The following is a 14,332-nucleotide window of genomic DNA, read 5'->3' as shown; positions in this document are numbered from 1 at the left end:
TCACCTGTAATTTTCAGTAAAACCGTTCTGTAGAAACGGCAGACAATGCTGCAAAGTTGACATCAACTACCCATCTAAGACTGCTTATCCCGACAAAAGTGCCGAAGGGGCTTGCTTGCTGGCGATTGTAAAACGCCAGCCAAGAAGCAAGGCAATCAAACCACTGACTGAGGCCATGGCAAATGCGCTGGCTGGCCCGCCCCACTCCCATGCAAAACGACCCAAAAATGTACCCGCTGAACCCCCTAAGCCATACGCAATGGTGGCATACATGGCCTGGCCACGAACCACCAGCTTGCCCGGCAGGTTTTCTCGCAACCAACTAATGGTAGCGGTATGGTGTGCCGCAAAGGTTAAAGCATGCAAGCCCTGAGCAAAAAGCATCACCCAGCCGAATTCAGGGAACGCCGCAGTCAGGGCGAAGCGAAACGCACAAGCCGCGAAACTGACGCAAAGCCAAGTGTTCAGGGAAAAGCGTTTGAAGAAGCGGGTTTGAAGTGCAAAAAAGACCACCTCGCACATCACACCGAATGCCCACAAACCACCAATGCTCAGTTCCGAATAATTGAATTCGAGCAAATAGAGTGAGAAAAAGGCGTAAAAAACTCCATGGGCAAAAATCATGAAAAAAGAAGCCAACCAGAAAAGCGGCATGGGCCCCGGTAACAGCAGCCGTTTAAAGCCGCTGCCTGTCAACATGATCGAACTCTCCGTGTTGGCAACCCGGGGTGAATCGGGTGTGAATTTCAAGGCTGCAACATAGCCAAGCAGCAACATGGCACAGGCCCAAAACGGATAGGAGGCAAAACCAAAGCGATCCGCCACTGCCCCAAAAACCAGCACCGCCAACACAAAGCCCAACGAGCCGTACAAACGCACTTGGCCATACTGACCAGTGCAACCAGCACAACGCTCCATGGCGTAGGAATCGGACATGGGCACCAAACCAGAAATACTCAGATTCAAGAGCAAGACGAGAACAATAAGGTGCGAAGGCGTTTGCTGATACCAAAATGCGAGCGCTGCGAAACAGAAACCAGCAAAGGTTCCCAATCGAATCCAGCGAACCCGGTTGCCGGTGTGGTCAGCCAGCCAGCCCCAGGCAAATGGACCAACAATTCGCATCAACTGCATCATGCCCAAAGCCAGAGCGATCACATCCAGACTGTGACCAATCGATTTCAGGTAAGGCCCCAAAAACGGCGAATACAAGCCTACAAATGCGAAATACGCCGCGTAAAAAAGCGCTAACCAGCCCAGTTGCAAATGCCTGCCCGTGTAGAGATTAACAACTTAATAATTTGAAATGCCGGGGGGAATTTGTGGTGTGCCCACCTGAACATCCGCACACTGTGCGCGATGCACCAGCATGTGATCCATAATGACCAAAGCAAGCATGGCCTCAGCAATAGGCGTTGCGCGTATTCCAACACAAGGGTCGTGTCGGCCATAGGTTTCAACGTCGATCGGATTGCCCGCTTTATCTATCGACTTTCTGGGCAAACGAATGCTGGACGTTGGCTTGATCGCCATGCGAACTTCAATATCCTGGCCAGTTGAAATACCGCCCAGAATACCGCCTGCGTGGTTGGAACCAAATCCCTCCGGGGTCATTTCATCACCGTGCTCAGAGCCCTTTTGGGCAATACAAGCGAAACCAGCGCCAATTTCAACGCCTTTTACAGCGTTAATGCTCATCATGGCGTGGGCAATGTCGGCATCCAGCTTGTCGTACAAAGGCGAACCCAAACCGACAGGCACGCCAGTGGCCTGCACACGCAAGCCAGCACCACATGAGTCGCCCGACTTTCTCAAGGCATCCATATAGGCCTCTAGCTCGGCAACCTTTTCGTTGTTTGGCGCGAAAAAAGGATTGGTATGTACATCGTTCCAAGTAGAAAACGGAATATCCACCTCGCCTATTTGGGTCATGCAACCACGAATCTCAATACCCAGCTTGCTGGCCAGCCATTTCTTCGCGATTGCGCCTGCCGCTACCATGGGCGCAGTCATGCGGGCCGAGGAACGCCCGCCCCCGCGATAATCACGAATGCCATATTTGTGCCAGTAGGTGTAATCGGCATGGCCCGGGCGAAACGTGTCCATGATGTTGCCGTAATCTTTGCTGCGCTGGTCTTGATTCCGAATCAACAAGCCAATGGGGGCTCCCGTTGTCACGCCTTCAAACACACCGGAAAGAATTTCAACCTGATCGGCTTCCTGTCTCTGAGTCACATGGCGGGAGGTACCCGGTTTGCGTCGGTCCAGGTCTGCTTGCAAGTCGGCTTCGGTGAGTGGTAAACCCGGTGGGCAACCATCCACCACGCAACCAATGGCAGGCCCATGGCTTTCACCAAAATTACTGACCACAAAAAGGCGACCCAGGCTACTTCCGGACATGCGCGTTCACTCGAATAAGCAAAAGGTTATTTTATCGGAATATCCTGCACCTGAACGGCGCGGGTGTTGAGCTTGCTCACTTGCAACTTCTCAATTGCAATTTATTTGCAGCCGAGTTGCTACTGAATCAAAGTACTGTTGAATGCATTGGACAGTTGATGCCCCAGAGTGTATCCACTCAAAAATGCATCTTCAACACGTGCGCCGTTGAGCCAGTCGCCACATGCACCCAGCATATTCTCTTCGCTGAAATAACAAGGCACGCCTACAGGGTTGCTCGGCAAAGAATACAACCATCGATGTGCAGTCATGGTCAGAGGCTCCTCAATCAGCTGACCAGTTACATTGCAGAACACATCAAGCAGCATTTTTCCCACTTCCTCAGCGGCGTAGTCCTGGTGCAGCCGAGACCAATCAGCAGTGGCCTGCAAGATCCAGCGATCGCCCACGGCCCTGCCAGGCTTGGACGAATCCCGGCAAATCCAGCCCAGTGGACTGTCCACCACGAAGGCTCCGTCAAAATCTACTTTGACAAGCTCCCGCGGCGTGAGCATGACTGACCAAGTGGCGTTGGATTCAACAGCAGCGGCCAATTGGGCCAAAGGTTTGTGAACTTCCTCGAAGAGCGGCACCACCTGCTCTGCGGGAATGGCGCTGACAACAGCATCAAAACCAGACTCTACGCGCACAGTGCCATCGGCGAGGTGCACCGTTAGCTGGAACAGACCATCGGTGTGAACCACACCAGCCACCCGGCATTGCAATCGAATATCAAGCCCATGAGCCATAAAACGCCCCAAGCTGGCCATTCCAGGCGTGCCCACCCATCGAGTGGTGGTGCTGGCATGCGGGGAGGAAAGCCCATAACCCAGGTTCACAACAGAACCAGCCCAGGGCGCAACCGCGCCCGCTTTGTGGGCAAGATCAATCAATTCAACAAACGCGGGTGACGAGGCCTGGAAATATTGGGTACCGTGATCAAAACCCAAGGGGGGGTCGGTATCGCGATTCAGCCAGCGCGTGGGCATACGCCCACCCGGGCCGCGACTTTTCTCATACAAGGTGACATCGTGGCCTTGCTGGATCAATTCGCGTGCGCAAGCCAAACCCGACATACCAGCGCCAATAATCGCAACTCTTTTCTTCAATTTGGTACCACCTGCACTGCTTCTGTGTTCAACTCAACTGCTGCTTTCTTCCATCGGCCAATCGCGAATATAGCCTTTCAGCATTTTGTTCTCAAACCCTTGTTCTTCAAGCACTGCTTTGGCCACGTCGTGAAACGAAATCACGCCGCACAGGGTGTTTCCATCCATCACAGGCAAATAGCGCTGGTGATTCTCAAGCATTAATTTACGAAGGCTGTCCACTTCCATATCCAGGGTTGCCACTGTGGGCTCTGTGTTCATCACTTCGCGAACCACAATTTCCGCCACTGGGGGGGTGGGGCCTGTGCGGTGCTCTTTCTGTCGCTTGGCCAGTACACGAATCACTTCGCGGAAGGTTACGATGCCAGCTAGCACCCCTTTGTCCATCACGACCAGAGAACCTACATCATGATCGGCCATGGTTACCACACAATCAGAAAGATTGGTTTCGGGGGTGACAGTAAAAAGCGTGTTGCCCTTTACGCGCAGGACTTCTTTAACTTGCATCACAAACCTCCTAAAATATTCTTATGGTCGTTTTATTCATCCTACCCGAAATGCCACAGCTTTCAAGTCCAAATTTCTGGGCAAATGCAAGCCTGAAGCGGCAAGGGATGTAAACTACAACGATCAAAAATAAATAAATGGAGACATGGGCATGCCAAAAACCGGAAACAGATTTCAGACTTTTGCAGATTTTTACCCTTTTTACTTGGCTGAACACAACAACCTGACTTGTCGAAGACTGCACTTTGTGGGCTCAACGCTGGCACTGGTGTGTTTGTTCAAATTGATCACCACAGGCCAACCCATGTGGCTACTGTATGGCTTGCTGACAGGCTATGCATTTGCGTGGGTGGGACACTTCTTTTTCGAGAAGAACCGCCCAGCCACGTTCAAGTATCCGCTCTACAGCTTCATGGGTGACTGGGTGATGTACAAAGACATTCTGACCCGCAAAATTCCGTTCTAATTCTCGCGTTAATTTTTTGCGTTAATCTTTCTTGTCAAACGGATTCACGTTGCTTCGGAACTCCACCCGAAGCGGCGTGCCATCAAGCTTGAAACGTTCGCGAATTCGAGTTTCCAGATAACGTTTGTAGTTGTCTGGAATCGCATCCAGCGCAGTGCCGTGCACAATCACGATTGGCGGATTCTGACCACCCTGGTGGGCATAACGCAGCTTGGGGCGGAAAATGCCTTTGCGAGGGGGTTGTTGGTGTTCAACGCATTCCTGAATCAGGCGAGTCAGCTTAGGCGTAGACAACTTGGCGAAAGCCGCTGCGTGCGCTTCATCGACTGACTTCATCATGGCTGCAATACCAAACGGCTTGGTGGCAGACACATAATGAAACTTCGCATAATTCAGAAAGGTGAGCTTGCGCCCTACTTCAGCCTTGATTCGTTCCTTGCGATAATCATCCAGACTGTCCCACTTGTTCACAGCCAAGACCAGCGAACGCCCAGCTTCTACAATGAAACCAGCGATGGAAGCATCTTGATCGGAAATATCCTGCTGGGCATCCAGCATTAGAATCACCACATTGGCGTCTTCAATCGCCTGAAGAGTTTTAATCACCGAAAACTTTTCGACTGACTCAAACACCTTGCCACGCTTGCGCAAACCAGCAGTGTCAATCAAGGTATACGGCTTGTCATTGCGCTCGAAATCGATGTAAATACTGTCCCGGGTGGTGCCAGGCAAGTCGAAGGCAATTACGCGTTCTTCACCCAGCAAGGTGTTCACCATCGTGGATTTGCCCACGTTCGGGCGGCCTGCAATGGCTACCTTGATTCGCCTACCACCGGCTTCGTCTTCAGGCAATACCGGCAGCTTTTCACAGGCGGTGTCCATCAATTGGCGCACGCCATCGCCGTGGCTTGCAGAAATGGTTTCCGGCTCGCCCAAACCCAACTCGAAGAAGTCAGCAGCTGCCATCGAGTGCGTATAGCCCTCGGTTTTGTTGACCACCAGAATAACGTCACGTTTGGCCTTGCGCAGTTCTGCTGCAATCACGTGATCATGAGGGGTTACGCCTTGGCGACCATCCACCAGAAACAATACCAGGTCAGACTCAACAATCGCCTGTCGGCTTTGTTTGGCCATTTCCGCGTAAATACCGTCTTTCGCCACAGGCTCTAGCCCGCCGGTGTCTACCACCAAGTATTCTCGTGGGCCTATGCGGCCAACACCGTAATGGCGATCACGGGTTAAGCCGGGCTGGTTGGCCACCAGGGCGTCTCTTGTTCGGGTCAAACGATTGAACAATGTGGACTTGCCCACATTTGGGCGCCCAACCAGGGCAATGACAGGTTTCATGTTTTACTTTACTGGACAGATATCAGGGCCACACTGCCGCCACGCGATTGCACGATCAGCGCATCGGTTTCAGCAGGCACAGGCTGGCTGGCAAAAGTGGTTGAACCCACTCTTGTTCGCGCAATGGTTTTGCCGGTGTCTCGATCAATGAAATGAACATAGCCTTCGTAGTCACCCACGGCCACAGCGCGACCAATTACGGTCGGTGTGGTTGGTTGACGACGCTGGAAGTTCTCAATTTTCCAAACCTGCTTGCCGCCGCTGCGGGAAAACGCGAACAGATCACCCAGTTCATTGGGAGCAATCATGTAGCGGTCGTCGACCGAGGCGCCACTGGGTGCAGAAAAATCGGTGGTCCAGATTGGACGTGCACTGACTGAGTCCAGACAACCAACCTTGCCTTGAAAAGCAGCTGCACACACTTCACGGAAGTTGTATATCGGTGTGCCGGTTACGTCGGTAATGCGCTCAATTTCAGTAGTTCCGCTGGGCGTTGCCAAGGTACCTTCCCAAACAACGGTGCCCGCGCTCAGGTCAAGTGCCACCAAGCGACCACCTGGGAAACCGGCGTAAACCCGCGCATTGTTGATATCTACCGGCGTATTGACACGCAAAGTCAGCGGAGGTAACTGTCGCGTGTACTTCCAGCGCTGTGCTCCATTCGATGCCGAATAAGCGATCACCGAGAAATCGATGCCGCGGACCAGAATGGTGCCCGCAGCACCCACCGGCACGCTACTTACATCGGCGCCCACACCGGTTTGCCATTTTTGTTTGCCATTGGCATCAAACGCAAGCAGATTGTTGTTCACGTCGATCACGGCAATGGTGTCAAGCGTTGCGGCCACACCGACTTTCAGCTCGGTGCCCACTTTTACTTTCCATTTTGTTTTACCTGTGGCCCGGTCAATAGCCACCAACTGACCCTCTTGCGAAGCGGCATACACGGTGGAGTCCAGTAAAACAGGCGTGAAGCTGCCTTGCTCAGAGTCGCCCACGTCCACAGACCAGGTATTGGCAACTTTCAGCTGGGGCGTAAAAGGCTGCAATTCCGCGGGCTTTACAGCACTGCTGCCAAAAGGATTCAGGCTGCTCATGGTTGAGCTGATGGCAGCGCAACCACCCAGCAAGGCCAAAGTAGCAACAAGAGATGAAATTTTAAGAATGTGCTTCATTGGATCTCTCATTGTTTGGCCTCCAGTTTGGGCAAGGCGCTGATTTTGCGCTCAATGACCTGCTTCCACGGACTGTCGGATTGAATGGTACCAAGCGCCAGCTCATACTCTTTGCGCGCAGTGGCTACATCCTTCTGAGCCAAAGCCAAATCACCCAAACGGTCGTGAAACAAGCCTTCAAATCCCGGATAGTCTTCACTCAAGGCAGCTTTGGCCGCATCGAACTCGGATTGCTCGATCAGAATGCCTGCCAACATCAAACGAGCAGTCGCAACATATTCATCCAGCTTTGCTTCTTCAGAAGCCCACTTTAAAGATGCCTTCGCCTCGTCCAGCTTGCCTTCATCGAAAAAGGCTTTGGCCGCAATCAACGCCCCACGCTGCGCATAAGGTGAACCAGCATGCTCCTCGAACAAGGTCTTCTGGATTTCACCTACCAGTTCGATATTTCCCTCGCGACTAGCCGCCTCCAAGCGTTCATAGACCACTACCGCTTCTGTGGACTGGCGTGCCTGCCACCATTTCCAACCGTTGTTCAAGGCAAAGGCACCGAACACAAGAATCAACACGGTCAAAATAAAACTGCCGTATTTGGACCAGAATGCCTTCAAACTGGCCAGTTGTTCTTGTTCTTCAAGGCTGTATCGACTCAAGACTCCTCTCCTTCTCCGTAAAGCAGACCGAAAATGGCTTCGGCCAATCCCTCTTGTTTGAATTCTTCCTGCTTGCTTTCACCGCGCAACAATTTGACTGCCGCAGTGCCCGCATTCAATTCGTTTTCACCCAGAATAACCGCCACTGCCGCACCGCTGACATCTGCGCGCTTCATTTGGCTTTTAAAACCACCACCACCAGCGTGAAGTACAACAGCAAACCCTGCATCCCGAAGCTCTTCAGCCAGTGTAAATGCGCGCCGTGCTGTTCCTTCGCCTTGGTGGACCACATAGACATCCAGATCAGCAGTGTCATCAGGTTGATTCACTTCGAGGTACAACTCGAGCAAACGTTCCAGGCCAATTGCAAATCCGATGGCCGGTGTCGGCTTTCCACCCAGAACCTCGATCAAACCATCGTAACGGCCACCGCCACAAATGGTTCCCTGCGTGCCCAGGGCATCAGTAATCCACTCAAACACAGTGAGGTTGTAGTAATCAAGGCCGCGAACCAGGCGCGGGTTTTCAATGTAACGCACACCTGCATCGTCGAGCAGGCGCTTTACACCTTGATAATGGGCCAGTGATTGCTCACCCAAAAATTCTGACAAACGTGGTGCGCCATTGACCATGTCTTGCATGGTGGGGTTCTTCGTATCCAGAATCCGCAAGGGGTTGCTGTGCAAGCGGCGCTTGGCGTCTTCGTCCAGCAGCTCAGCATTCGCTTCAAAATACGTAATCAAGGCTTGTCGGTGCGCCAGGCGTTCTGGCGCTTCGCCCAAGCAGTTAATTTCAAGGCGTACATCTTCAAGGCCCATTTCACGCCAAAGACGCGACAGCATCACGATCAATTCAGCGTCGATGTCGGGCCCCGCAAAACCCAATGCTTCAACATCAAGCTGATGAAACTGCCTGTAACGCCCGCGCTGGGGGCGCTCATGGCGGAACACAGGCCCCATGGAATAAACACGCTGAGGTGCTGCATAGGTCAAGTTGTGCTGGATGGTTGCGCGTGCAATACCCGCTGTGAATTCCGGCCGCAGGGTGAGTTCGTCGCCATTCAAACGATCCACAAAGCTGAACATCTCTTTCTCGACGATGTCGGTGACTTCACCAATGCCTCGACGAAACAGCGATGTGGGTTCCAGTACAGGGGTTTTGATCAGGCGGTAACCATAGGAAGTCAACCACTCGCGCAACATCACCTCGAGGTTTTCCCAATGGATGCCCTCTACAGGCAACACATCGTTCATTCCCTTGACGGATTGAAGTCGGGTTTGCTTCTTGGCTTTGGATTGTTCCGGCGACTCAGGATGACTCATTGACGCATTCAACTTAATTTCTCAACCCGGTATTGTCGCCTATTCTTGGGCTACTTGTTGCCGCCAGCGTACCTTTGCTCAACATAACGCTGCACAATCGCCTGAAATTCCTGGGCGATGTTCTCGCCTTTCAGTGTCACTGTGCGCTTGCCGTCCAAAAACACAGGGGCCGACGGTGCCTCACCAGTGCCTGGCAATGAAATACCAATGTCGGCATGTTTGCTTTCACCCGGGCCATTGACCACGCAACCCATCACGGCTACTTTCATTTCCTCAACACCCACGTACTGGTTTTTCCAGATCGGCATCTGATCACGCAGGTAGGTTTGAATTTGATCCGCCAATTCCTGGAACACGGTGCTGGTGGTGCGACCACAACCCGGGCAGGCAATCACCTGCGGCGTGAAGGCACGCAGGCCGAGAGACTGCAATATTTCCTGACCAACCAGCACTTCCTTACAGCGGTCGCCGTTGGGCTCGGGTGTCAAGGACACTCGAATGGTGTCACCAATGCCTTCCTGCAGTAGCACAGACAACGCAGCGGTGGAGGCCACAATGCCTTTGGTACCCATGCCGGCTTCGGTCAAGCCAAGATGAAGAGGAAACTCGCTTCGGCCGGCCAGTTCGCGGTACACCGCGATCAAATCCTGAACCTGGCTTACCTTGCAAGACAACACAATTTTATTGGCTGGCAAACCAAGCTCGACCGCCTTGTGCGCGCTGCTGACAGCAGACTCGATTAGCGCCTGATACATCAGTTGCTGCGCGGGCAGTGGGTCGGCTTTTTTGCCGTTTTCATCCATCATGCGCGCGAGCAGGTTTTGATCCAGGCTGCCCCAGTTCACGCCAATACGCACAGGCTTGTCGTGTTCAGCGGCAATTGAAATCATGGCGGCGAAGTTGTCATCACGCGAGCGGGACGAGCCCACATTGCCAGGGTTGATTCGGTACTTGGACAAGGCCTTCGCGCAGTCCGGGTATTTTTGAAGCAACAAATGTCCGTTGTAATGAAAATCACCGACCAGTGGTACGGGGATCCTCATTTTGTCCAGTTGGTCACGAATGTAAGGCACAGCCTCTGCAGACGCGTCGTTGTTCACTGTGATTCGAACCATTTCGCTGCCAGCGAGGTACAAGGCCTTGATTTGAAGGGCTGTATTCAGGGCATCGGCCGTGTCGGTGTTGGTCATGGATTGCACCAGCACAGGCGCACCTCCACCGATGGATACGACATGCTCTTTCCAGCGGACATCCACTTGATGGGTTTTGTGTCGCTTCAAGGGGGTATTTGGAATCACGATGAACTTCTGGCGAGATAGACGGGTTGCTTAAAAGCGGGGGCTATATAAAGCCCCCTGACAGATTTTACTGAACAGTGATTCGGGCCACTTCCCCGCGAATGGATGAAGTCAGGTCAACAGGTTTTCCATTGCTGGATACACTCACTGCCTTGGCGTTGCCAACAATCAGCTTGAACGGCGCTTGGCCCTTTACTTCAAGATTGCTGCCGCCGTCGTTAAGCTGGGAAATCAATACCTTGTCATTTGCATCGCGAACGGTCACCCAGGATTGCTCCTGAAAGTTAAATCGCAACAAGCCTTCACCGCCACTGGCCGCGGAAGCTGCCGCCGCAGCAGGCGCTGTTGTTTCGGCAAGAGGCGGGGTTGCAGTGCTTCCGACCACTGCTGAGGAGCTTGGTGCAATAGCGGCTGATGGCGCAGATTCACCTTCAGGCGTGACAGGTTGCTGAAGCGCTGGAAAAACAGAAGTATCGCCGGCAGCAGCTGGCGGATCGAGGCTTAGAGGCAAAGAACCATCCGCTGGCACTGCACTCTCTGCACCTGGTGCCGTGGATACGGGCGCCTCGTTGGGCTCGATCACTTCCGCATCAACAACTTCGGCCTCTTGACCTGACATAAACACTGGAATGTAAAACACAGCCATGACCACCACGGCTGCCAGCACAATGCCATAGCTCAATGATTTTTTGCCGGTTTTACGATCAAAATTCAGGGTGGACAAGCGCTTGGAGCTGTTGGGCATTTTTGGCTCGAGCGGCTCAGGGCGACCACTGTCTGCCTGCCCAGACCGTGCGGCTTTGACTTGCGCGCTGGCCTCGGAAAACCCGAAGGACATGATGACTGGTGCCGGATCCATCTTCAGGGCTTTGCAATAACTTTTAATGAAAGCCTTGGCAAATGTCTCAGGCGGCAGGCGCCCAACATCGCCACTTTCAATGGCTTCAAGCTGGCGTTCGTTGATTTTGGTTTGAGCGCTGATGTCGCTGAGGGAATAACCTGCTTTTTCACGGGCGACACGCAAAATTTCGCCTGGGTTTTGACCCGACTCGAGCAGCGTCAAATTGGGGTGCTTTTCTGCAACAGAGCTGTTGTTTTGCTCCAGTTTTACATCCTGACCTGCACTGGCATCTGATGATTCAGTTTTGCTCATGGCACGATTTTCATTCATTTGGTCTTTCCAAGCGTCGGCAGGCACAAATGGCCCCGATTAGTAATTGTAGTTCTTTACCGCCACCACCTGTGCAGCATAATCGAAGCAAGCCGGTAGATTCAAGCGATTTCTATGAAAATTCAATGTGTTGAGGAGTTTTTTGAGAAAGCGCCACAAGTTTGGCGATCAAAATATAGTTTTTATAGTTCAATTAATACACTCAGACTTCTACAACACACCACATCATGCGTTCATTGTATGACAAAGCATGCGGGGTGTTTCCCTAGTCCCTGCGTTTGGAGGAACCCCTCAGTTCTTCCAGAGACACGGTGCTCACCAGCCGCTCCTTGACTTTCGTTCGGTCCCGAACCTCACCGGCCAGTTGCCCACAGGCCGCATCGATGTCGTCGCCCCGAGTTTTGCGAACGGTCGTCACAACCCCTGCTCCGCCCAGTATGTCTACAAACGTTTTGATCGCAGGGCTGGTTGACTTGAGCAAACCCGATTCCGGGAAGGGGTTGAAGGGGATCAGATTGAATTTACAAGGCACAATTTTTGCGATTTCAAGCAATTGCTGAGCATGCTCGGGCTTGTCGTTCACACCATCGAGCATCACATACTCAAAGGTGATGAAGTCCCGAGGTGCAAATTTCAGGTAACGCAAACAAGCGTCCAGCAATTCCCGCAGGGGATACTTTTTGTTCAATGGCACCAGATGGTCACGAAGCGCGTCATTGGGGGCGTGCAGTGACACAGCCAAAGCCACGGGGCAGTCTTGTGAGAGCCTGTCCATAAACGGCACAACACCTGAAGTGGACACAGTAACCCTTCGGCGAGAGAGACCATAAGCCGTGTCATCCAGCATCAATTGCAAGGCAGGCACCAGGGCATCGTAGTTCAACAGTGGTTCGCCCATGCCCATCATGACAACGTTCGTAACCGGGCGCTCTTGAGCGTAAACCCGTTCACCCGCTTCACGCAGTAAGACATTGGCCTTCCACAACTGGGCCACAATCTCGGCGGTGCTTAAATTGCGGGAAAAACCTTGCTTGCCTGTGGAGCAGAAACGGCAATTCACGGCGCAGCCTGCCTGCGAACTGACACAGAGGGTTCCACGGCGCTCTTCGGGAATAAATACCGTTTCGACAGCATCGCCGTTACCCACATCAAAGAGCCACTTGCGTGTGCCGTCTTTGGAGACATTGTCGGAAATGATGCTGGGGGCCTTGATGCAGGCACGGCTGTTCAAATTCTGGCGAAATGACTTCGCAAGGTCGGTCATGGAGTCAAAATTGTCCATGCCTGACTGGTGTATCCATTTGGCCAGCTGCTTGGCCCTGAACGGCTTTTCACCCAAATTGCCACACCACTGAATCAACTCGGGCACCGAGTAGTCCAGCAAATTGTCGAGTTGTGCACTCATGGTGTGTCCTTTCAAAACAAACGGGGACGCACGTGCGCCCCCGGAATTCAACGCAATCGAACTAGATTAGCGTGAAAATACTTGTGACGCTGGGAAGAAATAAGCGATTTCGTTCGCAGCGGTTTCTGGTGCATCGGAGCCGTGAACAGCGTTGGCGTCAATGCTGTCTGCGAAGTCGGCGCGAATTGTACCGGCAGCGGCTTCCTTGGGGTTTGTTGCGCCCATCAGTTCGCGGTTCTTGGCAATTGCATTCTCGCCTTCCAGGGCTTGAATCATTACTGGACCGGAGATCATGAATTCAACCAGGTCCTTGAAGAATGGACGTGCCTTGTGCACAGCGTAGAAACCTTCAGCTTCAGCGCGTGACAGGTGTGCCATGCGTGCAGCAACAACCTTCAGGCCAGCGGCTTCAAAGCGGCTGTAAATTTGACCAATAACGTTTTTTGCAACAGCATCAGGCTTGATGATGGACAGGGTGCGCTCGATTGCCATGGTGTAACCACTCCGAAAAGATTAGAAAAGCATGAAAATTAACCCGCGATTATAGCTGGTTTATGTAAAAAACCCAATCACGGGGCTGACCCACGTCTTGAATTGAAACTTTTCGCCATTACCATTACTCTAAATCCATACGAATTCGCGTTTTACAAAGGAGCGAGTACACATGTCTGACTTCAGAACTGCACAATTTGGCCGAACAGCCGGTGGTGTATCTACCGTAGAAACCAACCGCGTTCTGCGAAACACCTATTTCTTGCTGGCCCTTTCCATGGTGCCAACAGCCTTGGGCGCGTTTGCGGGCATTCAATTCGGCTTCTTCCGTCTATTCGCTGGCAGCCCGATCCTGTCGTTCGTCGTGATGCTTGCGGCCATGTTCGGCTTCATCTGGGGTATTCAACGTAACCGCAACAACTCATTTGGTGTGGTCTTGATGCTCGGCTTCACATTCTTCATGGGTTTGATGCTCTCCGGCATATTGTCGGTTGCACTTAGCCTGTCCAACGGTGGCTCCATCATCATGATGGCTGCGTTGGGTACAGCGGGTATTTTCTTTGGTCTGGCCAGCTACGCAGCGGTGACCAAGCGCGACTTCACCAATATGGGCAAAGGCCTACTGATTGGTTTGGTCATGGTGATTGTGGCTTCTGTAGCCAACATCTTCCTGCAAATGCCAGCCTTGTCGCTGACCATTTCTACCATTTGTGTAGGCTTGTTCTCGCTGTTTATTTTGTACGACCTGCAGCGCGTGATGCGCGGTGGTGAAACAAACTATATTTCTGCCGCCCTGAGCATTTACCTGAGTTTGTACAATTTGTTCGTGAATTTGCTGCAACTGCTCATGGTGTTTGCTGGTGGCAGCCGCGAGTAAAAACGGGCCAACAGACTTCAAGTTACCTGAAAGTAACTGATTTAAAAGTACTTTTTTGACACTTTGCAACA

14 protein-coding genes are annotated in these 14,332 nt (G+C 52.5%); 2 read left to right on the top strand and 12 right to left on the bottom strand.

From position 1 onward, the window contains the following. Window positions 1-84 precede the first annotated feature (84 nt). The 4 genes from B4N58_RS00420 to B4N58_RS00405 form a co-directional block, all read right to left on the bottom strand. A complete protein-coding gene (locus B4N58_RS00420) occupies window positions 85-1,266 on the bottom strand; it encodes an MFS transporter (protein ID WP_291744846.1) in 1,182 nt (393 codons plus the stop codon). Window positions 1,267-1,293: 27 nt separating this feature from the next. Then, complete coding sequence (gene aroC / locus B4N58_RS00415) at window positions 1,294-2,400, bottom strand: chorismate synthase (RefSeq protein WP_291744845.1); 1,107 nt, start codon at window positions 2,398-2,400, stop codon at window positions 1,294-1,296. Window positions 2,401-2,519: 119 nt separating this feature from the next. Continuing rightward, window positions 2,520-3,548, bottom strand: coding sequence for an NAD(P)/FAD-dependent oxidoreductase (locus tag B4N58_RS00410; protein WP_291744842.1), 1,029 nt, complete (start codon window positions 3,546-3,548; stop codon window positions 2,520-2,522). A 33-nt stretch (window positions 3,549-3,581) separates the two neighbouring features. Further along, entirely contained in the window at window positions 3,582-4,055 is a 474-nt protein-coding gene (locus tag B4N58_RS00405; protein WP_008248960.1) for a CBS domain-containing protein, read from the bottom strand. A 145-nt stretch (window positions 4,056-4,200) separates the two neighbouring features. Between B4N58_RS00405 and B4N58_RS00400 the strand changes: the two genes are divergently transcribed. Beyond that, complete coding sequence (locus B4N58_RS00400) at window positions 4,201-4,521, top strand: Mpo1-like protein (protein WP_138518501.1); 321 nt, start codon at window positions 4,201-4,203, stop codon at window positions 4,519-4,521. Window positions 4,522-4,542: 21 nt separating this feature from the next. On the opposite strand, the gene der is transcribed toward B4N58_RS00400, so the two are convergent. From der to ndk, 8 genes are all read right to left on the bottom strand, one after another. After that, the gene (gene der, locus B4N58_RS00395) at window positions 4,543-5,868 is read right to left on the bottom strand and encodes a ribosome biogenesis GTPase Der (protein WP_291744839.1); all 1,326 of its coding nucleotides are present in this window, start codon (window positions 5,866-5,868) and stop codon (window positions 4,543-4,545) included. Window positions 5,869-5,876: 8 nt separating this feature from the next. Beyond that, window positions 5,877-7,043, bottom strand: coding sequence for an outer membrane protein assembly factor BamB (bamB, locus tag B4N58_RS00390; RefSeq protein WP_291744837.1), 1,167 nt, complete (start codon window positions 7,041-7,043; stop codon window positions 5,877-5,879). An 8-nt stretch (window positions 7,044-7,051) separates the two neighbouring features. Beyond that, window positions 7,052-7,696, bottom strand: coding sequence for a YfgM family protein (locus B4N58_RS00385; protein ID WP_008248949.1), 645 nt, complete (start codon window positions 7,694-7,696; stop codon window positions 7,052-7,054). After that, window positions 7,693-9,018 (bottom strand): histidine--tRNA ligase, encoded by a 1,326-nt coding sequence (gene hisS / locus B4N58_RS00380; protein ID WP_008248948.1) that lies wholly within the window; start codon window positions 9,016-9,018, stop codon window positions 7,693-7,695. Before hisS ends, B4N58_RS00385 begins: the two co-directional genes overlap by 4 nt. Window positions 9,019-9,068: 50 nt before the next feature. Then, on the bottom strand, window positions 9,069-10,316 hold the full coding sequence (gene ispG / locus B4N58_RS00375; protein WP_291744835.1) for a flavodoxin-dependent (E)-4-hydroxy-3-methylbut-2-enyl-diphosphate synthase: 1,248 nt from the start codon (window positions 10,314-10,316) through the stop codon (window positions 9,069-9,071). A 67-nt stretch (window positions 10,317-10,383) separates the two neighbouring features. Continuing rightward, complete coding sequence (locus B4N58_RS00370) at window positions 10,384-11,487, bottom strand: helix-turn-helix domain-containing protein (RefSeq protein ID WP_008248945.1); 1,104 nt, start codon at window positions 11,485-11,487, stop codon at window positions 10,384-10,386. Between the two features lie 265 nt (window positions 11,488-11,752). Then, window positions 11,753-12,892 (bottom strand): 23S rRNA (adenine(2503)-C(2))-methyltransferase RlmN, encoded by a 1,140-nt coding sequence (gene rlmN, locus B4N58_RS00365; RefSeq protein WP_291744832.1) that lies wholly within the window; start codon window positions 12,890-12,892, stop codon window positions 11,753-11,755. A gap of 66 nt (window positions 12,893-12,958) precedes the next feature. Continuing rightward, window positions 12,959-13,384, bottom strand: coding sequence for a nucleoside-diphosphate kinase (gene ndk / locus B4N58_RS00360; protein WP_008248935.1), 426 nt, complete (start codon window positions 13,382-13,384; stop codon window positions 12,959-12,961). Between the two features lie 172 nt (window positions 13,385-13,556). Here ndk and B4N58_RS00355 point away from each other — a divergent pair, with 172 nt between their 5' ends. Then, window positions 13,557-14,261, top strand: coding sequence for a Bax inhibitor-1/YccA family protein (locus B4N58_RS00355; RefSeq protein WP_008248933.1), 705 nt, complete (start codon window positions 13,557-13,559; stop codon window positions 14,259-14,261). Window positions 14,262-14,332 lie beyond the last annotated feature (71 nt).

Source organism: Limnobacter sp. UBA3528 (assembly GCF_002377005.1).
Taxonomy (GTDB): Bacteria; Pseudomonadota; Gammaproteobacteria; order Burkholderiales; family Burkholderiaceae_B; genus Limnobacter.
Note: the sequence above shows the minus strand (reverse complement) of the source record. Positions and strands in the feature narration are given on the sequence as shown.